General features: G+C 35.1%; 15 protein-coding genes, 1 tRNA gene and 1 other annotated feature. Of the genes, 1 reads left to right on the top strand and 15 read right to left on the bottom strand.

The genetic code is table 11. The annotated features are described in order from the left end of the window. Positions 1-49: 49 nt before the first annotated feature. The 11 genes from QTL86_RS05515 to QTL86_RS05465 all read right to left on the bottom strand — a co-directional run bounded on the left by QTL86_RS05515 (position 50) and on the right by QTL86_RS05465 (position 14,978). Positions 50-1,708 (bottom strand): nucleoside kinase, encoded by a 1,659-nt coding sequence (locus tag QTL86_RS05515; protein ID WP_127066839.1) that lies wholly within the window; start codon positions 1,706-1,708, stop codon positions 50-52. Between the two features lie 12 nt (positions 1,709-1,720). Beyond that, positions 1,721-2,824, bottom strand: coding sequence for a Nif3-like dinuclear metal center hexameric protein (locus QTL86_RS05510; RefSeq protein WP_127066840.1), 1,104 nt, complete (start codon positions 2,822-2,824; stop codon positions 1,721-1,723). Then, positions 2,812-3,501 (bottom strand): tRNA (adenine(22)-N(1))-methyltransferase, encoded by a 690-nt coding sequence (locus QTL86_RS05505; protein ID WP_013657354.1) that lies wholly within the window; start codon positions 3,499-3,501, stop codon positions 2,812-2,814. Before QTL86_RS05505 ends, QTL86_RS05510 begins: the two co-directional genes overlap by 13 nt. A gap of 82 nt (positions 3,502-3,583) precedes the next feature. Then, the gene (rpoD, locus tag QTL86_RS05500; protein ID WP_041713720.1) at positions 3,584-4,657 is read right to left on the bottom strand and encodes an RNA polymerase sigma factor RpoD; all 1,074 of its coding nucleotides are present in this window, start codon (positions 4,655-4,657) and stop codon (positions 3,584-3,586) included. 39 nt (positions 4,658-4,696) lie between these two features. Further along, entirely contained in the window at positions 4,697-6,460 is a 1,764-nt protein-coding gene (gene dnaG / locus QTL86_RS05495) for a DNA primase (protein ID WP_013657356.1), read from the bottom strand. Positions 6,461-6,489: 29 nt separating this feature from the next. Then, entirely contained in the window at positions 6,490-7,497 is a 1,008-nt protein-coding gene (locus QTL86_RS05490) for a deoxyguanosinetriphosphate triphosphohydrolase (RefSeq protein WP_410496729.1), read from the bottom strand. A 171-nt stretch (positions 7,498-7,668) separates the two neighbouring features. Continuing rightward, entirely contained in the window at positions 7,669-8,595 is a 927-nt protein-coding gene (locus QTL86_RS05485) for an alpha/beta fold hydrolase (RefSeq protein WP_410496728.1), read from the bottom strand. A 168-nt stretch (positions 8,596-8,763) separates the two neighbouring features. Further along, a complete protein-coding gene (gene ppdK, locus QTL86_RS05480; RefSeq protein ID WP_127066844.1) occupies positions 8,764-11,388 on the bottom strand; it encodes a pyruvate, phosphate dikinase in 2,625 nt (874 codons plus the stop codon). A 488-nt stretch (positions 11,389-11,876) separates the two neighbouring features. Continuing rightward, a complete protein-coding gene (locus tag QTL86_RS05475; protein ID WP_013657361.1) occupies positions 11,877-13,262 on the bottom strand; it encodes a glycine--tRNA ligase in 1,386 nt (461 codons plus the stop codon). 65 nt (positions 13,263-13,327) lie between these two features. Beyond that, positions 13,328-13,501 (bottom strand) — a binding site (T-box leader). A gap of 90 nt (positions 13,502-13,591) precedes the next feature. Beyond that, positions 13,592-14,362 carry an anti-sigma factor family protein gene (locus tag QTL86_RS05470; protein WP_127066845.1) on the bottom strand — a complete coding sequence of 257 codons (771 nt, stop codon included), beginning with the start codon at positions 14,360-14,362 and terminating at the stop codon, positions 13,592-13,594. Between the two features lie 16 nt (positions 14,363-14,378). Further along, positions 14,379-14,978 (bottom strand): RNA polymerase sigma factor, encoded by a 600-nt coding sequence (locus QTL86_RS05465; protein WP_041713721.1) that lies wholly within the window; start codon positions 14,976-14,978, stop codon positions 14,379-14,381. 201 nt (positions 14,979-15,179) lie between these two features. On the opposite strand from QTL86_RS05465, the gene QTL86_RS05460 reads away from it, so the two are divergent. Continuing rightward, positions 15,180-15,260, top strand: a tRNA-Leu gene (locus tag QTL86_RS05460). Positions 15,261-15,665: 405 nt separating this feature from the next. Here QTL86_RS05460 and QTL86_RS05455 read toward each other — a convergent pair. The 4 genes from QTL86_RS05455 to QTL86_RS05440 form a co-directional block, all read right to left on the bottom strand. After that, entirely contained in the window at positions 15,666-15,824 is a 159-nt protein-coding gene (locus QTL86_RS05455; protein WP_013657372.1) for a hypothetical protein, read from the bottom strand. A 723-nt stretch (positions 15,825-16,547) separates the two neighbouring features. Further along, a complete protein-coding gene (locus QTL86_RS05450) occupies positions 16,548-16,928 on the bottom strand; it encodes a VOC family protein (RefSeq protein ID WP_013657373.1) in 381 nt (126 codons plus the stop codon). A gap of 90 nt (positions 16,929-17,018) precedes the next feature. Continuing rightward, complete coding sequence (locus tag QTL86_RS05445) at positions 17,019-18,368, bottom strand: FAD-binding oxidoreductase (RefSeq protein ID WP_410496727.1); 1,350 nt, start codon at positions 18,366-18,368, stop codon at positions 17,019-17,021. 55 nt (positions 18,369-18,423) lie between these two features. Further along, entirely contained in the window at positions 18,424-20,667 is a 2,244-nt protein-coding gene (locus QTL86_RS05440; protein WP_410496726.1) for a copper amine oxidase N-terminal domain-containing protein, read from the bottom strand. Between the last annotated feature and the right edge of the window lie 68 nt (positions 20,668-20,735).

Below are 20,735 nucleotides of genomic sequence, written 5' to 3'. Positions count from 1 at the left end.
ACACTACTTCCTTTTTCTTGTCAATTAACATCGATTACTTTTTTTGATGTTATTGGAAGGAACTTCCTCCCAAGAATTCTCTAATAAGTGAGTTGCTTGGAATCTCAGAAGTATCCATTGGTAAAAAATATTCTAAGAACTTTAACATACGCTTAGCCTCTGCATAATAAGGTGATTGACGTGTAATTCTAAAAAGTAAAGGCTCTGCTTTTGATTTAAGAACTGCTAATTCATAAATTAGCACTGTATTCAGCATAGCATCTGCTTCTTCCTGAAAAGGGAAAATATTTTTATTTTCTCCACGTCTTACAGAAGCCCAAATGGCTAAAGTTTTTTCTGGGTCAATACCACGATATTGATTATCCCTTACCATACGTCTAATTAATCTTGTATCTGTAGTAGGAATGCGATTATGCTCATCAATATTAAGCTGTGTTAAACAACTCACATAAATTTTAAATTTATTTTCAGCTGGAATAGCATAGCTTAATTTCTCATTAAGTCCATGAATCCCTTCTACGATAAGTATTTCATCTGGCGTTAATTTAATCTTATTCCCTTTGTATTCTCTTTTACCTGTTACAAAGTTAAAAGTAGGGACCTCTACTTCTTTGCCTTCAATCAGCGCTTTCATATGCTCATTAAATAGCTGAATATCAATTGCTTCTAAGGCTTCAAAATCATAATCACCTTTTTCATCTCTTGGCGTATGTTCTCTATCTACAAAATAGTCATCAATGGACACAACATGTGGCTTCATACCATTTACCTTGAGCTGTATACCTAATCTTTTTGCACTAGTCGTTTTTCCAGAAGATGAAGGCCCTGCGATAAGAACAAGCTTGATATGCTTTTTCTCCACAATTTGATCCGCTATTTCTGCAATTCTCTTTTCATGAAGTGCCTCTGAAATCTTAATAAGTTCGTCTATTTCACCTTTTGCAATCACGTTATTAAGTGCACTTACCGTATCTACTCCTAAAATCCGTGCCCATCTCTCTGACTCTCTAAAGATATTAGACAACTTAGGTTGAGGTACAAAAGTCTTTAAATGACTGGGGTCTTTTTCATCTGGAAATTGTAAAATAAAGCCATGGGCATAAGGAATAAGCTTAAAAAGTTGAATAGCTTTTGTATTAGTAAGCATATAGCCATAAAAATAATCTTTTGCCTCATCTAGTCTATAGATATTAACGGTAGAAGTCCTTCTATATTTAAACAGTTCCTTTTTGTCTAACATTCCTTCTGCCTCAAAAAGCTCCATTGCTTGTTCTACACTTAAGACTTCCTTTCTTATAGGCAACTCTTCTCTTACCATCTGCCACATCATTTCTTCAAGCTTTTGGATATTTTCGTTGCTACATAAGCCATCATCTTTAAATTCACAAAAGTATCCCCCTGCTATATGATGATTGACAATAATATGACGACCTGGAAAAATACGCTTTGCAGCTGCTACAAGTAAAAAGGTTGCACTACGTTGATAAACGCGCATCCCATCTTTTTCATTTAAGTATATAAAACGCACAGCAGATAAGTCGTGTAAAATAGGTGAAGCTAGCTCTTTATAGCTATTTTCAGTTTCAGCCAACATAATAGGATATTCTCCCTGCCCCTTTACTTTTTCAGCTAGTTCTTCAAATGTTGTTCCTTTTTCCACTTGTATCTCTTTACCATCTTTAAATAAAACACGGACCATTTCACTCATTCTTTATTCCCCCTATCTTATAAATAGCATTTCTCCATCTACCTTAGAATAAACAACCTCACATTTAGGAAATTGTTTCATAATACAATCACCAATAGGCTTTAGTGCGTTATTTTCCGAAGCATAATGTCCCACATCAATGACTGGAATACCTAAATGATATGCCATTTGTGCCTCATGAAATTTCAAATCTCCTGTAATATAAACATCCGCTTTCCTAGCTGCTACTGAAATGTATTCAGAACCACTACCAGAGCAAATGGCAACACGCTTAATAACTGGTTCTTCCTTTACTTTTGTAACACGTACATAGGACAAATTAAAAAATTGCTTAATGTTAGTTATAAAAGCTTCTAAACTTAAGGTTTGTGGTAATACCCCTACGCGGCCTATACCATATTCTTTAGTGATATGTTTGAGCTCAAATACATCAAAAGCTACTTCTTCGTAGGGGTGTATCTCTTGAATATGCTCCATCAAATTAGAAACCTCACTAGCCTCAACCATAAAGCTAATAACACATTCCTGAACCTTCTCTAAGCTTCCAGATGTTCCTATATAAGGATGAGCTTCCTCTAATGGTATAAAGGTCCCTTCTCCGTTGGCCATAAACGTGCATCCTAAATAATCACCAATCTTACACTGATTATAGTTCACAATAACTTCTCTTACCCTTTCTGCATGGGTAATCGGTACATAAACTTGACACTTACATAACTTCTCTTGCTTTGTCATTTGAAGAACTTCAACTTCCTTTAATCCTAAGCCTGCACATAAATAATCATTTAATCCACCTTCAGCTATATCATAGTTCGTATGCATGGCATAAACTGCTATATTGGCCTTAATCAGCTTAGCAATTATTTTACCTGTTTTAGAATCTAAATCAACAGACTTCAATGGTTTAAAAAAAAATGGATGATGAGTGATAATACAATCTGCCTGAATCTGAATGGCCTCTTCTACTACTTCTTCATTTAAGTCAAGTGCACATAAAACCTTACTAATTTCTTGCTGCCCGCTTCCTAGCATTAACCCTACTGCATCCCAAGACTCTGCTAATTCTATTGGTGCCAACTTTTCCAAAGTAATTATTATTTCTTTTAAAATAGGCATGCCATCACCTCCCGATGCATTGCTAATTCCTTAGCTAATTCTTGCTTACGTTTAACAACACTCTCTGATTCTTTATCTTGAAGCGCCGCACTAATTTCTTCTAGCTTTTCTTCCTTCTTAACAAGCCATTCTTTAAACACAGGCAAACCTTTTTCAATTAAGCATTTTCCATAGACATACTCATATGTATGCGCATAATGTTCATTTCCTGGAACAGCCACAATAACAGTATAATACTTATCATCATCAATTACAAAATCTTCATCTTCTATACGAAAACCTATCTGATGTAAATATCTTCTCACCTCATCAATATCCTGTTGGGGTTGAAGTATCAGCTTTCTTATACCACTTACAAGTTTCTTAGCTCGTTCTAAAATATCGATAATGAGATAACCACCCATACCAGAAATCATAATCACATCACCATCTTCTTCACAAACACCTTCTAACCCATTAGTTTGCTTTAAACGAATTTGATGAATATGATGTTGTTTTATATTATGAGCCGCTTTTTTTAATGGGCCTGCATTAATGTCTGTAGCTAAACAGCTTACCGCCCTATTATTTTTAATTAAATAAATAGGTATATAGGCATGGTCTGTTCCTACATCTATAACTCTGCTCCCTTGTGGAACATATTGCACTAAAGCTGATAAACGCGTTGATAATTGCACTGTAACACCTCTTCAAATCTTTTACATTTTAATTTTTAATAAGAAAAGAGAAGTTGACTAAGCAACTTCTACTTTTTAAGTTTTATTCGAGATAATCTTTTAATTTCTTACTTCTACTTGGATGACGAAGTTTTCTTAATGCCTTAGCTTCAATTTGACGAATACGTTCTCTTGTTACGCTAAATTCTTTACCAACTTCTTCAAGCGTTCTTGCACGCCCGTCATCTAATCCAAATCGTAAGCGAAGTACTTTTTGTTCTCTTTCTGTCAACGTATCTAATACTTCGATTAATTGTTCTTTTAATAAAGTAAAGGCCGCTGCTTCTGCTGGCACCGGTATATCCTCATCAGGAATAAAGTCGCCTAAGTGGCTATCTTCCTCTTCACCAATAGGTGTTTCTAAAGAAACTGGTTCTTGCGAAATCTTCATAATCTCACGTACTTTAGAAACTGGCATATCCATGCGCTTTGCAATTTCCTCAGGTTGAGGATCTCGACCTAGTTCTTGCAATAGTTGTCTTGATACACGCATGAGTTTATTAATTGTTTCTACCATATGCACCGGAATACGAATAGTACGTGCTTGATCAGCAATAGCTCTTGTAATAGCTTGACGAATCCACCAAGTTGCATAAGTACTAAATTTAAAACCTTTTGTATAATCAAATTTTTCTACCGCTTTAATAAGACCTAAATTTCCTTCTTGAATAAGGTCTAAGAAAAGCATACCACGACCTACATAACGTTTTGCAATACTCACTACCAATCTTAAGTTGGCTTCTGCTAATTTCTTTTTAGCTTCTTGATCACCATCTTGCATTCTTTGTGCTAAGATAATTTCTTGTTCTGCTGAAAGGAGAGGGACTTTTCCGATTTCTTTAAGGTACATACGAACAGGGTCATCTATACTGATGCCATCAGGTAAGTTACTTAAATCAATATCAACATCATCTATTTCTGCGTCATTTAAATTGCCAATGACATCAATATTTTGTGCTTCTAGATATTCATATATTTGTTCTATTTTACTAGGTTCCAGATCCATGTCTGAAAATACATCGTTGATATCTTCTTGGTCAAGCATTCCTTTTTTGTCTTTTGCAATGTTTATAAGCTGGTCTAACTTTGCCTTAAAAGCTAGTTTCTGTTCTGCCACATCTTTCACTATTATCAATCCTTTCTCCTGTCTACTATTCTAACCATTTATATAATCAATATTCAATTTGTCAAGTTCCTTTTTTTGAAATAGTAGATTTTGTACTTCTTTTATATCTGTTGTTTGTTTTAAACGCTTTTCAATATACGTTTTATTAAGACGTTTGACATTTTCCGTCATCATCTTTTGTAAGATTTCCATATCCTCGTAACGCTGGTCTTTATAAATAAGTACATGAGAAATAATGTTTTGTTCATTTACTTCTGGATACTTAGTTGTAAAGTAATTTAAATCTACTTCATCTCCCATCTCTAAGTTCTCCATAATGGCCTTTGCTAGGTCATATAAGAGCTCCTCTTGAAACATCTCAGGTTTAATATATTTTAGAATATGCCTACCTAGCTGTGGATAATGATATAACGTAGCTAAAAAAATAACTTCATTATTAAAAAGTTGCTGTTTTTGCATCATTGAAGGCGGTTCTTTTGCTTTTTCCCTCACCCTTTTTAATATTTGCCCTTGGTGCTGGTTCATTTCTGCTTTAAAAGCTGCTTCATCTATTTGATATTTACTACAAATTTCTCCAATATATATGGCTTGTTCAATACTGCTACTTGATTCTGCCAAAATAGTGGCTATCTCTTGTAAAAACTTCACCTTTTCTTCTGGATTACTAAGCTGATACTTTTTTTCAACATGAAGTACTTGAAACCATATGTCTACAGGTGCTTCTTCTATAAGCTTCTTCATAGCTTCATAGCCATGAGTCTTTAAAAATTCATCGGGATCTTTTCCTTCTTTTAATTGAAGTACCTTGACCTTAATCCCTTCATTTCTTAAAATAGGAATAGCTCTTAAAGCTGCTTTTTGCCCTGCACCATCGCTATCATATAAAATGACTACCTCTTTAACATGACGCTTGATAAGCTTTGCATGCCCTGGTGTAAAAGCTGTTCCTAGGGACGCTATGGTTTGATTAAAGCCAGCTTGATGCATGGCAATAACATCCATATACCCCTCTACCAAGATAAAATATGAACTAGAAGATGTCTTGGCTAAATGAAGGCCATATAATACCCTACTTTTATTAAAAAGTAGGTTCTCCGGCGAGTTTAAATATTTAGGTAAGCTACCGTCTAAAACACGTCCACCAAAAGCAATGACTTTTTTGCTCAAATCAAAAATTGGGAAAATAATACGGTCAGCAAAACGATCATACGGCATCTGACTATTTTTACTACTTAAAAATAATCCAGACTCCAACAAAAGCTCATCTGAATAACCTTTTTGCTTTAAATATTCATAAAGCTCGTTAAATTGTGGTGAAGCATACCCTAAACCAAATTGCTTGATGGTTTCCAAGGATAAACCTCTATCCGTTAAATAAGTTAATGCACTTTTATGTTGTTCTTGTCTTAATTGATAATGGAAAAAACGAGCACTTTCTTTTAAAATTTCTAAAAGATGCTGCCTTTTTTTGTTCTTTTCCACTTCTTCTTCAGATAAATAAGTTTCATCTAACTTAATATTTTCTCTTTCTGCCAAATACTTAATGGTTTCTATAAAAGTCATACTTTCTTTTTGCATAAGAAATGTAATGACATTTCCTCCTGCACCACAACCAAAACAATAATAAAGCTGTTTATCTTCACTTACAGAAAATGAAGGTGTCTTTTCACTATGAAAAGGACATAACCCTGTATAGGAGTGTCCTTTTTTAGTAAGTGCTGTGTATTCGGAGATAATAGAGACAATATCACTTTTTTCTCGTACTTCTTCAATTACATGCTCTGGATACCTCATCTATTCTCCTTCCTTTCTAAAGTTTAAGATTAGTAAATATTCCATGATTTTGGGAAAAACAAGTCCATATAAGCATGAATAGCAAATCGGTCCGTCATACCGGCAATGTAATCACATACTATTTGCTTTTCAGAATCCCCCATTTTAAGCCTTTCTATGTATGACATAGGTAACTTTTCTAAATCACTAATATAATACTCATATAGCTCTGTCACAATATGTTTCGCTTTATCTTCCTGCTCTTTAGCTGAAGAACCTATATAAACATTTTGAAAAAGGAATTGACGTAGTTTAGAAAATGCTTCTTTGATTTCTAAACTCATAGCTACTATGTTTTTTCCCGCACTTTCTTTAATAATGTCGGTAATTAAAGTACTAATTCTTTCACTTGATGTATTGCCTAAAATAGAAGTATATGCAATAGGCAAGTCTTCCTGCCTAAGTACCTTCCCTCTGAGCGCATCATCTATATCATGATTGATGTATGCAATTTTATCTGAAATTTGGACAACTTTACCTTCTAAGGTCGCTGGTTTACCACTGGTTGGGTGATTTAAAATACCATCTTTTACTTCAAAAGTCAAGTTCAGACCTTTTCCATTATTTTCTAACACTTCTACAACACGTAAGCTATGCTTATTATGCGAAAAGTCACCTCCAGTTAGTTTTTGTAAACTATGCTCCCCTGTATGTCCAAATGGCGTATGTCCTAAGTCATGCCCTAGTGCAATAGCCTCTGTTAGATCTTCATTTAATTTGAGTGCTCTTGCGATGGTTCTTGCGATTTGAGAAACTTCCAAGGTATGGGTAAGACGTGTGCGATAATGATCACCTTCTGGCGAAATAAACACCTGTGTCTTATGAGCTAATCGTCTAAAAGCTTTAGAATGCAAAATGCGATCGCGGTCTCTTTGAAAAAGCGTTCTAACCTCACACTCTTCTTCTAAGCGCTCTCTTCCTCTTGATAACATGCTTTTTGTCGCAAATTCACTAAGCTGCATACATTCAAACTTTTCTTGTTGCTCTCTGTAACACATTCTCATCACCCCATATACTTATTAAATACGACACTTTATACGTATTTCCTTTTTTTTAAATAATTTTTGTTAAAATCAAACAAAGACCCACCTGCTTCCAAGTACGCCTTTGTTTGGTTTTTATGGATTAATAAAGATTATATGAGGCACTTTCTTAAAAAGCAATACCTTTTACCACTTATTTAAATAAGTATATATCATTTCATAAACCTCATACCTATTCGTTTCATTAAGTGGTTCATGTCTAGCACCATCATATAATTTGAGTACGATGTTTTTCACCCCATGCTGCTGATAAGTTTCAAACACCTTTTTAATACCCTTCCCATAATTACCTACGGGATCCTCACTTCCTGATACCATAAGTATAGGAATCTCTTTGGGAAAGCATTGTATATTTTCTTTTGCTTGGATAAAACTCAAGGTAGATAATAAGGTTTCTATTCCATTAATTGTGAACAAAAAGGAACAAGCCGGGTCATTCCTATAGCACTGAACCTCTTTTTCATCTCGAGTAAGCCACTCTTTTCCTTTTTTATTTGTACTAAATCGTTTATTATAGCTTCCAAACATGACTTGTTCTAAGAAAACACTACGATGCTTTTCTCCATAAAACATTTTAACAACTTTTAAAATTAATTTTCCTAAGACTAACTTCATAAAGGGTTGCATACCTGTTCCCATAATAATAGCTCCATCAACTTCTTTACCATAAGTCATTAAGTAGCGCCTAATCATAAAGGAACCCATGCTATGGCCTAAAACAAAATATTTCACTCCTGGATATTTAGATTTCATCTTTAACGTTAAAGCATGTAGGTCTTCTACTACTTTCTTGCTGCTATCTTCTTTAGCAAAATAACCCCATTCTTCTGAATTACTAACAGATTGACCATGCCCCATATGATCATTTCCCACTACCAAAAAACCTCTGCTAGCTAAAAAAAACGCAAATTCATCATAACGTTCAATATGCTCAATCATACCATGAGAAATTTGTAATATACCTTTAATAGGTTCTTTTTCTGGTTTCCATAACTTGACATAAATTTGGTTTTTCCCATTAGCAGATGGAAAGGTGAATGTCTCTTTTGTCATTATCTAAAGGCTCCTTTGTGTCATTTTATAGTATTTTGATTTATTTCACTGTAACACATTTAAATACTTTTTCTCAATAGTAAATCCATTTCTTTACTACACAAAAAGAAGAAGCTACTTTAAAGTAGCTTCCTCTCTCTGTGCTATATGATTTTTGCTCGAAATGAATTAACGATTTTTAATAGCTGCTTGTGCTGCAGCAAGTCTTGCAATTGGTACACGGAATGGAGAACAAGATACATAGTTAAGTCCTACCTTATGGCAGAATTCAACTGATGATGGGTCACCACCATGTTCACCACAAATACCAAGCTTAATATTTGGACGTGTCTTGCGACCTTTTTCAGCTGCCATTTGTACCAATTGACCTACACCTGTTTGATCAAGTCTAGCAAATGGATCGCTTTCATAAATACCTTTTCCATAGTAATCATCTAAGAATTTACCAGCATCATCACGAGAGAAACCAAATGTCATTTGAGTTAAGTCATTTGTACCAAATGAGAAGAATTCAGCTTCTTCAGCAATAGCATCTGCTGTAAGTGCAGCACGTGGGATTTCAATCATTGTACCTACATGGTATTCCATTTCGATACCAGCTTCTTTGATAACTTCATCTGCTGTTTTAACAACGATATCTTTAACAAATTTAAGTTCTTTCTTTTCACCTACAAGTGGAATCATGATTTCTGGTACAACATCATATCCCTTCTCTTGTTTCACTTGTACAGCAGCTTCAATGATAGCGCGTGCTTGCATTTCTGCAATTTCTGGATAAGAAACAGCAAGACGACAACCACGGTGACCCATCATTGGGTTGAATTCATGAAGTCCTTCTACAGTTGCTTTAAGGTCTTCAAATGTAAGACCCATTTCTTTTGCAAGATCTGCAATATCCTCATCTGTATGTGGAACGAATTCATGAAGTGGTGGATCAAGAAGACGGATGGTTACTGGTCTACCTTCCATTGCCTCATAAATACCTGCAAAGTCACCTCTTTGAAGTGGAAGAAGACCTTTAAGTGCTTCTCTTCTTTCTGCTTCTGTTTTAGATACAATCATTTTACGAATCTTCATAATACGATCTTCTTCAAAGAACATATGCTCTGTACGGCAAAGACCGATACCTTCTGCACCAAATTTAACAGCATTTCTTGCATCTCTTGGTGTGTCAGCATTTGTACGTACTTTAAGTACTCTTGCTTTATCTGCCCAAGCCATAAGTGTTTCAAAATCACCTGTGATTTCTGGTTCAATAGTTGCTACATCTTCACCATAGATATTACCTGTTGAACCATCTAAAGAGATATAATCCCCTTCTTTATATGTATTGCCACCTAATGTAAAGGTTTTAGCTTCTTCATCAATTTTAATCTCACCACATCCAGATACACAGCATGTACCCATACCACGAGCAACTACTGCTGCATGTGAAGTCATACCGCCACGTACAGTTAAGATACCACGAGCTGCTGCCATACCCTCAATATCTTCTGGAGATGTTTCAAGACGAACTAAGATAACTCTTTCACCAGCTGCTGCTGCATTCTTAGCATCTTCTGCTGTGAAATAAACTTTACCTGCTGCTGCTCCTGGAGATGCTGGAAGCGCACTACCGATTACTGTTGCAGCTTTAAGTGCTTTTGGATCAAAGTTAGGGTGAAGTAATTGATCAAGTTGTTTTGGTTCTACACGGCAAACAGCTGTTTCTTCTGTAATCTTGCCTTCTGCAACTAAATCAACTGCAATTTTTAGAGCAGCCCCAGCTGTTCTTTTACCATTACGTGTTTGAAGGAAGAACAATTTGCCTTCTTCAACTGTGAATTCCATATCTTGCATATCACGATAATGATTTTCAAGCTTAGTATAAATCTCTGTGAACTCTTGATATACATCTGGCATATCTTGTTCAAGTTGTGTAATTGGGTTTGGTGTACGAATACCAGCAACAACGTCTTCACCTTGTGCATTAATGAGGTATTCACCATAAATTTTATTTTCACCTGTAGAAGGGTTTCTTGTGAAAGCAACACCTGTACCAGATGTGTTACCCATATTACCAAATACCATCATTTGTACGTTTACTGCTGTACCCCAATCAGATGGGTAATCATTCATTCTTCTGTAAACAATAGCACGAGGATTCATCCAAGAACGGAATACTGCTTTAATAGCTTCCATCAATTGATGTTCTGGTTCTTGTGGGAATTCCACACCTTTTTCTTCTTTGTAAAGTGCTTTGAAACGAACAACCATTTCTTTAAGGTCGTCTGCATTAAGCTCAGTGTCCATTTGAACACCTTTTTCTTCTTTCATTCTATCTATGATTTTTTCAAAACGAGGTTTTGGAATTTCCATAACAACATCTGAGAACATTTGAATAAAACGGCGATAAGAGTCATATGCAAATCTTGTATTTCCTGTTTTCTTTGCAAGACCTTCTACTGCCACATCATTAAGACCCAAGTTAAGAACAGTGTCCATCATACCAGGCATTGATACACGCGCACCTGAACGTACTGATACAAGTAATGGATTCTCTGTGTCTCCAAATTTCTTACCAGCTAAATCTTCAAGTTTAGCAAGCGCCTCTTTGATTTGAACCATAATAGCATCTGTAAGAGAACCACCGTTTGCATAATACTCTGTACATGCTTCAGTTGTTACTATAAAACCATGTGGAATAGGCAATCCAAGCTGTGTCATCTCTGCAAGGTTAGCACCTTTTCCTCCTAATAGATTCTTATTACCTGCTTCTCCTTCTTGAAACATATAAACCCATTGTTGACTCATTTGTTTCCCTCCTAAATTTTATGCGTCATAAAAAACTTCAAGCTTTAGTTGACTTGGCGGAATCATACTCGCTTGTATTTCTTATTTCTCGTTCATTATAACACAACATTCTGTATTGAATAAAGTATTTTATGTTATATATTTATTTTTATATTTTTCTAATAATTTTTTCATTACTATCAGCTAAAGCTTTTGTGAATTATTTACTTATTTCTTTAGTATCTCACAATTTCTATTTAAAAGAACTTATAAAACAAACCTCATTCAACTTAAGAAATGCCATGGTTTGTCTTATTTTTCTTCTTTTTGCTTTAATTATTTATACACAAATTGCACAAGATAATAAAAAATCAAAAACCTAATTACATCAAAGTGAACGATTCGACTATGATGCTTTGTCATATAGGAGAGATCTGTTTTTCTGATAAAAAAATAGAGAACCTATAAGTCTTGCCCATAAGTTCTCTATCGTTATTCATTATTTTTAATTAAAATGCCATTCTTTCACGGATATATTCTACTAAATCCTCAATAGCTATACGTTCTTGAGCCATAGAGTCACGATCACGTACTGTTACTTTTTGATCCTCCAAAGAATCAAAGTCAAAGGTAATACAGAAAGGTGTACCAATCTCATCTTGTCTTCTATAACGTTTACCAATTGAACCTGCTTCGTCAAATTCCACATTGAATTCTTTTGCAAGAATATCAAATACTTTAACGGCATCCTCAGAAAGTTTCTTAGATAGTGGTAATACTGCTGCTTTAACTGGCGCGAGTGCAGGATGGAATCTAAAGATCGTTCTTGTATCACCATCTTCTAATGTTTCTTCATCATACGCTTCACATAAAAATGCAAGTGTTACACGATCTGCCCCAAGAGATGGCTCAATAACATATGGTAAATACTTTTCATTTGTTGTTGGGTCAAAGTAAGTCATATCTTGTTTTGAGTGTTCTTGATGTTGTTTAAGGTCAAAGTCTGTACGGCTTGCAATACCCCAAAGTTCTCCCCAACCAAATGGGAATTTAAATTCAATATCTGTTGTGGCATTACTATAGTGAGAAAGTTCTTCTGCTGAGTGATCACGAAGTCTCATATTGTTTTCATCTACACCAAGGCTAAGAAGGAAGTTTTTACAGTAGCTTCTCCAGTAATCAAACCATTCAAGTTCTGTACCTGGCTTACAGAAGAATTCCAGTTCCATTTGTTCAAATTCTCTTGTTCTAAAAATAAAGTTACCTGGTGTAATTTCATTTCTAAAAGATTTACCAACTTGGCCAATACCAAATGGTACTTTTTTACGGCTAGTTCTTTGAACATTTTTAAAGTTAACAAAGATTCCTTGTGCTGTCTCTGGTCTTAAGTAAACCACATTTTTAGAGTCTTCTGTTACACCTTGGAATGTCTTAAACATTAGGTTAAATTGACGTATATCTGTGAAGTCATGCGCACCACAACTTGGACATTTAATAGCTTTTTCTTTAATGAAGTTCTGCATTTGTTCATTTGACCAACCATCCACTACTTCTGGTGTACCTTGTTCGTCAAGATAATCTTCAATAATTTTATCTGCTCTAAAACGCTCTTTACAAGCTTTGCAGTCCATAAGAGGATCATTAAATCCACCAACATGACCTGAAGCCACCCATACTTGTGGATTCATAAGAAGTGCACAATCTACCCCTACATTATATGGGCTTTCTTGAATAAACTTCTTCCACCATGCTTTTTTAACATTATTTTTAAATTCAACACCTAGTGGGCCATAATCCCAAGTATTAGCAAGTCCTCCATAAATTTCAGAACCTGGATAAACAAAACCTCTTGATTTTGCTACTGCTACAATTTGTTGCATGTTTTTTTCTACCATGACATTTACCTCCTTAAATGATTCAATCTAGGAATGGACAATATAAAAAACCTTCCATCCCTTAAGCAAGGGACGAAAGGTTATCTTCCGCGGTTCCACCCTTATTGAATGCTTACGCATTCCTCTTTCAAAGTTATCACTCCAAAGCGCCCTTCATAAAAACAGAAACAATTGGCTTCCACTCTCCCAATCTCGCTAAAGCTCTTATTTTTACTACTCCTCTTTTTCATTGTAATAATTGGTATCTACTTTATGTTAAATTTATCAAAAAGCCTCTTAACTGTCAAGTCTATTGCTCTGATATTTTGTAGCTTTTTACTTGTATGACTTTATTCATGATAGATTAGCTTTAAATCGCTACCTGTATCATGAGTAATGATAATCTGTTTCACTTCAGTTTGTACCTGTATCCACTCCCAAAGTGCTGTATAATCACCTGTACTTGTAATAAGCAAATAACCCTCTTCCTCCGTATAAGTTAATTGCTGTGCTTTTAGATACTCTTCTATTGCCTTCAAAAAAGCAGGTTTATCTTTAATCGTAGCTTCCCATACCACTGAGTCTGCTTGACCATCAAGTGCAGCTGATTTAAGGCTCTTTTCTTCTTCTTGAATACCACTGCTTGCTTCATTAGAAACTACTGAAGGCGCAGCTTCAGCCGGTGCTGCTTGCTTTTCAATGCCTCTTGCCATGTCTTCTGCGGCACTTTCCTCTGTACTTTCTGGCATACTATAAGCAGTCATAGGCGCTTCAGAAGTTGCACTACTTTTATTTCCTGTAAAGTGACCTCCAAATGCCATAAATCCTACTAATAATGTAGCTACTAAACCAGCTGGATATTCCCATTTAAAACGCTTCGTTTTAATAGGTATTACTTTTTGTTCCTGTTTCATACGTCTTATTAAATTTTCGTGAAAACCTTTTGGTAACTCAACTTCTTTAGATGATTTAAGTAAGCTTATTATTCCTGTTAATGTTTTATACTCCTCATGGCACGTCTCACATAGGTCAAGGTGTGCCACTATAGCTTTTTCTTCTTCTTCACTTAGCATTCCATCTATATAAAGCGATAATTTTTCCTTACATTCATCACAATTCATGCCGCACACTCCCTTCCTATTTGATATGACGAAAAAATGATTGGTACGGTTCCTTATTTTGCTGTAAAACTTTTTTTAATGCTTGCCTTGCTCTAGCTAATCTAGATTTTACTGTACCTAAGGAAATCTCTAATACTTCTGCTATTTCCTCATAAGAATGTTCTTCTATATCTCTTAACGTAATAATGACCTGATAATCTTCTTTTAATTCCTTTAGACCCAATTGAACAACTTCTTGTAAGGCCTTTTTTTCTACTTTTTCTTCTACACCTTCTTCTTGCTTGGGTGACTCGATCATCCATTCTTCTTCACTAGCTTCATCTTTTTGAAAAAGTGAAATATCTTGACTTCTCTTTTTATTTTTTCTTATTAAATCTAGACATTGATTTGTTCCTATACGATAAAGCCAAGTACTGAATTTGGCTTGTCCTTCAAAATTGGCAATTTGTCTCCATACTTTAATACATACTTCTTGTGCTGCATCATAGGCTTCTTCAGGGTCCTTCAAAAGGTGCAAGCATAAAGCATAGATTTTCTTTTCATATTGGCCAATAAGCATTTCAAAGGCTTCCATATCACCTTTAGCAGCTACTTTAATAAGCTGTTCTTCATTCATATTTTTCACGCTGCAATTCCCCCTTTCATTAATCCTATAACTTCCTACTTATTCTAAAGGATAATCAGAAATGATACAATGTTTTTATTATAACTAGTACTTCCCCTAATACTGTTTCTAAAAAAGTCTTATAAAGTCTCTTGTCAGCATGAGTAAAATATGGTAATATAATTTTTGTCATTGCTTAACATAATGACTTAAGCCGCTGTGGCGAAATGGCAGACGCACCTGACTCAAAATCAGGCGTAGAAATACATGCCGGTTCGAGTCCGGCCAGCGGTATTGTTAATTACGATACCAAATAAAACACACCTGATTTTGAGTCAGGTGTGTTTTATTTTACATGTAGTATAAGAATACTATTTTATACTTCATTAATTTACTTTTGCCAAATAGTTTCCTCACTACAGTTTCAACGTGTCTTTGGACAAAATAAGAAAATTATTTGGCGTTAATATTCACCGTATACATAGAGGGCTAATAGTTTTACCCCCTCTACCCCTAAATAAACACTAACTACTATCATCACTAGTATGAATTCTTGTTGTTTAGCTTATTAATAAGTACAGATTATCTGTGGTGCATCAAAAACAGATAACCTAGATATCTACACATCCATGGTTACCCTTGAAGTCTATGATAAAGCTTTAATCTTCTCCTAAAATGCTCCTTGATTAATAATCTAAATTAATCGATCATTCCTGCAGAGGCATTGTATCCATCTTTAAATCCAGCTATAAAACTATTTGATGCATAAAAAATTGCATATCCAATCGCAAATACTATACATGTCAAACCCACAAAGTAAATAAATTTATTAATAAAATACTTGATTCTATCTTTCATATAGCCCCCCTATATTTACAAGAATATATCTTATATAAATTATAGACTTTGTTTTTAAAATATTCAAATAAATTATTACTTTTAGGTCTTCTTAAAAAACTCAAGTGAAAACGTTGCCTGATTTTTATTCTTGTTAGTATAGTTAAATCTCCTGTATCTTACGAGCTTATAAATAAATCTTTAACTTTTTATTAGGGAATTGTTTTTCTCCTAACATATATATAAGAGTAAAGGTAAATCAAATAACTTCCCACGGCAAATCACCACAGCATTAACCTGAGGAACTGACCGGGTCGACCAAGTCTCAATCTATTGTTATAGGTACCTCTGGCTCTAAGGAAAAGGTTCACTTGTGCGCTGTACGGGAGGCGCCATCCTATAAGTTGTCAAAAAAGCTTTTACATCTTTTATATCTAAAGAAAGTCTTAAACTAGAGTCTTAAAGCCTTAGCTTCCTCATACATAAGGGTGCACCGGCTAAGACTATTAAGAGCTCCTCACTCCTTGGTTTAACTTTTATCTACTTACCTTGCAGCCATAAAGAAGTATTATGTGCTGAGGAGCCATATGACGCCCTTTCGGAGGCTTGGTAAGCATGGAAAAGTTATTCATAGGTGGCTGGATCAAAAAATGCAACCTTGCATCAATCGCAAGGTTGCATTTTTTTGTATTATTTTATTATATAAAGATATGGACCTCATCTTACCTTATTTACTAAAGCCAGTTACTTGTCTTCTCTTAGTAGATAAGTATTGCCTTCTATGTCCTTGAAAGAAAACATACTTCCATAAGGCATTTGCATTAATGGACCTACTTCAACACCTTTGCTTTTCATTTTTTCATAAGCAGTAGCTATATCTGTCGTACTTAAAATAATGCTAGGATGGCTCACATTAGCATCTGCTTTTTGAGCTAACATCGCCTTCTTATCATAAAGTACAAAAGTTGTCTCTGCCCCTATTCTAGGCGCTACCTCTATCCATTTAAGTTCTGGGCCCATTTGCTGTTCAAAAGTTACAACAAACTCTAATTGGTCACACCAAAATCGTTTAGCCTCTTCTTGATTATTCACATATATTGTTATTTTACCTATTTTATGAATCATTAATTGACCTCCATGTTGTTTTATTCTACTGTCTTAGTAGTGTAACTCAAAGCACCTTTTGTTGCAAAGGATACTTCCTTTCTACTGTGACTATTTTCTAATCCTTTGAGGAAAAGAAAAGCAATTTTCTGGGTCATACTTTTCCTTGATCTTTCTAAGCTGGTTAGTATGAGTGCCAAAATAAGCTGTTTCATAATCAGCTATTTCTGCTAGTGGAAAATTCACAAAAGCACCTTCTGTATAACCTCCTACTTGTTCCAGCTGATTAAGTACCCACTTTCTATTAACAGGTGCTGCTTCTTGATCTTCCCAGACAGCTTGTAAGCCAATAATAGCTTTTGCATCACGATAATAAAAGGCTGCCTTTTCTTTAGGCACCTGTGCTATTTTGCCTCCCATACCATAGAACGAAAGTGCGGCGTAATAAGCGCCTTCAGGTTTTACCTCTACCAAATTAATCAACGCTTCTATTTCTTCGTCTTGTAAACGCCTCATTAAAAAACGCCCATTGGATTTATACTTTTCATAAGGTGGATGACTATCTTGAATGATTTGATTCACTTTTAAAATAGATGCCTCTTCTAATTTTAAAACCATAGAACATGCTATACTCTTAAATGGCATTAATAATTCATGCGCCAATGAAGCATCTCCATAACAAATACCCGTCATAAAGATACCCTTGCCTCTTTCATCCGAATGATAAATGCTCATTTTTAAATTCAAACGCGAATCCAAGGTTTCAAAGGTTTCTTGCCAAGTGGCTATGATTTGCTTTTTTTCTACTAGTGTACTATTAGGAAAGTCTAAATAAATCCAAGTCGCTATGTCTACCTTTGCTGGGAGCTTATAAACAAGCTTGGTAACTACACCAAACTGCCCTCCACCTGCACCTTTACATGCCCAAAATAATTCTGGATTTACCTTTTCATTGGCTACAAGTATTTTTCCATAAGCATCTACTAATTCTAATTCTAAAAGTGAATCTGCTGCTAGTCCTAAAAACCTAGCTGAATAGCCCCAGCCTCCACCAAGTGTTAATCCTGCTACTCCTACAGTCGGACAACCTCCCCCTGGAAAAGGATAGCCTTTTTCTCCTAAAGCCTTATACAAGGCTTCATTTCTAACACCACCTTGAATCGTCACCGTTTGCCTATTTTCATTGACTTCAATAGCGTTCATTTCACTGACATCAATGACTATAACCTCATTTCCATTAGAATATCCCTCATAGTGATGTCCCCCTGAACGAATACGCAAATCATAATGATGATTTTTGGCATAAGCAATGGTTGCTTGTATTTCCTCTTCCTTTTGGCAATAAACAATAGCTAAAGGATACTGTTCTATTCCTCTATTCCAGCCTTGTCTACAAACCTCATATTCAAAATCATCTTTTGTGATTACTTTTTTAGCTAAAGCTTTCATCTCTTGATTCATGATAATCTCCTTTCCATTCTTCAGCCTATGAACAGTTTACCTGTAGGACTTTTAATTACCACTGGCTTTTTGGAATAAATCCAAGCAGTACCGGTGCAGAAGAGCCATTTGGTAACATATACTCAAGTACTCTTGTTTCTCCTTTTTTAATAACACCTAGTAAAACTGCTTTTTTGTTTTGTCCCATAAAATATCCTGCATTTGGCGCCAGGTAAGTGTCTGTATCTACCCATTTAATTGCACCTCTAAAAACATCAGCCCTTGGATTTAAAATAATCCCTGTATCTTCCTGAGCCGTTAAGGTAAGTCTATAAGTCACACCAAAGTTTCCTTTATTTTGAATCCATTCTCCTGTAATTGCATCAGCTCCTGATACCCATTCTTCTGGTGTTTCACCTAATACAATTTGTGTTGATTTACCTTTTTCTATATCTAAATCATAATAACGTACAGTTCCTTCAAAGGTACCTCTTACGTGAATACTCTTATCTAAAAGAGGCAATGTATCTAATTGATTTAGATCATCTGTTCTATCCATAACAGCGGTTGTTAATTGAACTGTACCATTAGTCTCTAAATTCATAATTCCTGAAATACATTGTTCCTTAAGCCAAGTCTTATTTTTTGAATCATATAAAGCTACTTTTTGCCCCGGGGCAAGTGTAATGGTTCTTGATGAGTTACTTTTCCAATAATCATACAGTACCTGCTGGCCTAAGTAAAGTACATCTTCTACTGGTCCTTTTATTACCTCTTGGCTAATACGTATGGTAATAGGCTCTTCTTCATTATTTTCTGCAACTAAAACAAAACGTTTTTCGGAAGCTACATTTTCATTAAACCCATTAATATGGTGTAAAAGCACTCTTCCTTCACCAGTAAAATCACCTTTATATAAAATACCATTTGTCGTTACAACCTCTGGCGAATCACTCATCCATAAAGTATCTTTATTTTGCAACTGACTTTTAATGGTTGCTGTCTTATAATTTCTGTAGTTAATTCCTTGATAATTATCAATAGTATCTCCTATTTTACCTTGAGTAAAATGATAAGCCCATTCTGTTTGCCTTATTTCTTTTGTAATATGTACAGTTGTTTGCATCTCTTCACTTACTTTACCAGCTATATCTGTAAGCTCCAGCGTAACGATATACTCACCAGGAGCAAAGAAGGCATATGGCTTTGTAATAACAGCTTGATTAGATGCTTCATTTACACTACGATAAGTCCATCTTTCCTTAGAAATACCTTCCCCTTCTTCATTGTCATAAGTATAATCAAAACTTAAAGCTTCCCCTTGAGCATAGCTAGTTTTTTGTGTGCTAAAAGTCGTTATAACAGGTGGCTTATTCGGTATAATAACTAAGCTTTGTGCATAAGCACTACTCCACAACCCTTTTTCATCCTTTACTTTTAATGTGAGTTCATAAGTACCTTCTTTAAGATTTTTAAGTAAGCTACTCACATCTTGGCTACTACCTTTACCGCTTAATTCCCAATTTCTAGCTACAATCCGATCACCATCTTCATCATAACTATCTTCTATCAGTTCTATGGTTTCACCTTCTGAGTAACTTTCCTTTTTAAAACTAAAATGTGCTGTAGGCGCTTTATTAGATGTGGTTATTTCTTGCTTTTTACTCAGTATCACTTGCTTTTGAGTATGATGATAATCTACTTGTAAACCAAAGGTCTCACCTAAAAACCTAAGTGGTACTAAAGTCGTACTTGCCTCAATGACTGGTGCACCATCTAAATCAACTTTTTCACCATTAACAATAGCTGTATTTTTGCCTACTTCTAATATAACACGCATTCCCACTTTATGAATAACGATCTGTTTCTGCGAATGATTAAAGTCCACTTGTGCTTTCAATATATTTTCAGCTACAAAGCGCAGGGGTAAATAAGTTCTTTCTTTAATAATCTTCGGTGCCGTTTGCAATGTATAAGTTGTTCCATCTAATATAGCTTGTTTTTTTCCAATGGTCATGATGAGCTTAGATATAGTTTCATCCTCATTGACATGAAATGTCTCACCTATATCAGAAGCAGAAGTAGATTCCTCTTGTACCTGCTCTTCTTCATCTATCATAGATTCTTTGCTGCTTTCCTCTTCCTGTTTAACATGATCTTCTTGCACTGTATCTGCTTCTTCTTTTATTTCATTATCTTCTTTTATCTCCTTATCTTCTTGCTGGACTGCATTTACTTCCTCGGCATATATAGTAGATTGTATCGGCATACTAAAAGCCATTGTCATCCCTAGTAAAAGACTTGTCATTTTCTTGTTCATACCATGTTCTCCTAGCTGTCTATGTATAGTATCTGTAATATTATGTCATTTCATTATAGCATATCCGT

Origin of the sequence: Cellulosilyticum sp. ST5, assembly GCF_046529625.1 — a bacterium.
In the GTDB taxonomy this organism is placed as follows: domain Bacteria; phylum Bacillota; class Clostridia; order Lachnospirales; family Cellulosilyticaceae; genus Cellulosilyticum; species Cellulosilyticum lentocellum.
Note: the sequence above shows the minus strand (reverse complement) of the source record. Positions and strands in the feature narration are given on the sequence as shown.

Bases quoted from the DNA above. Each gene is read 5' to 3' on its own strand.
- QTL86_RS05450 (WP_013657373.1), bottom strand. From the start codon at position 16,928: ATGATTCATAAAATAGGTAAAATAACAATATATGTGAATAATCAAGAA.
- dnaG (WP_013657356.1), bottom strand. From the start codon at position 6,460: ATGAGGTATCCAGAGCATGTAATTGAAGAAGTACGAGAAAAAAGTGAT.
- QTL86_RS05475 (WP_013657361.1), bottom strand. From the start codon at position 13,262: ATGGTAGAAAAAAACATGCAACAAATTGTAGCAGTAGCAAAATCAAGA.
- QTL86_RS05445 (WP_410496727.1), bottom strand. From the start codon at position 18,368: ATGAATCAAGAGATGAAAGCTTTAGCTAAAAAAGTAATCACAAAAGAT.
- QTL86_RS05510 (WP_127066840.1), bottom strand. From the start codon at position 2,824: ATGCCTATTTTAAAAGAAATAATAATTACTTTGGAAAAGTTGGCACCA.
- QTL86_RS05485 (WP_410496728.1), bottom strand. From the start codon at position 8,595: ATGACAAAAGAGACATTCACCTTTCCATCTGCTAATGGGAAAAACCAA.
- QTL86_RS05465 (WP_041713721.1), bottom strand. From the start codon at position 14,978: ATGAATGAAGAACAGCTTATTAAAGTAGCTGCTAAAGGTGATATGGAA.
- QTL86_RS05470 (WP_127066845.1), bottom strand. From the start codon at position 14,362: ATGAATTGTGATGAATGTAAGGAAAAATTATCGCTTTATATAGATGGA.
- QTL86_RS05515 (WP_127066839.1), bottom strand. From the start codon at position 1,708: ATGAGTGAAATGGTCCGTGTTTTATTTAAAGATGGTAAAGAGATACAA.
- ppdK (WP_127066844.1), bottom strand. From the start codon at position 11,388: ATGAGTCAACAATGGGTTTATATGTTTCAAGAAGGAGAAGCAGGTAAT.
- QTL86_RS05455 (WP_013657372.1), bottom strand. From the start codon at position 15,824: ATGAAAGATAGAATCAAGTATTTTATTAATAAATTTATTTACTTTGTG.
- QTL86_RS05440 (WP_410496726.1), bottom strand. From the start codon at position 20,667: ATGAACAAGAAAATGACAAGTCTTTTACTAGGGATGACAATGGCTTTT.
- QTL86_RS05490 (WP_410496729.1), bottom strand. From the start codon at position 7,497: ATGTGTTACAGAGAGCAACAAGAAAAGTTTGAATGTATGCAGCTTAGT.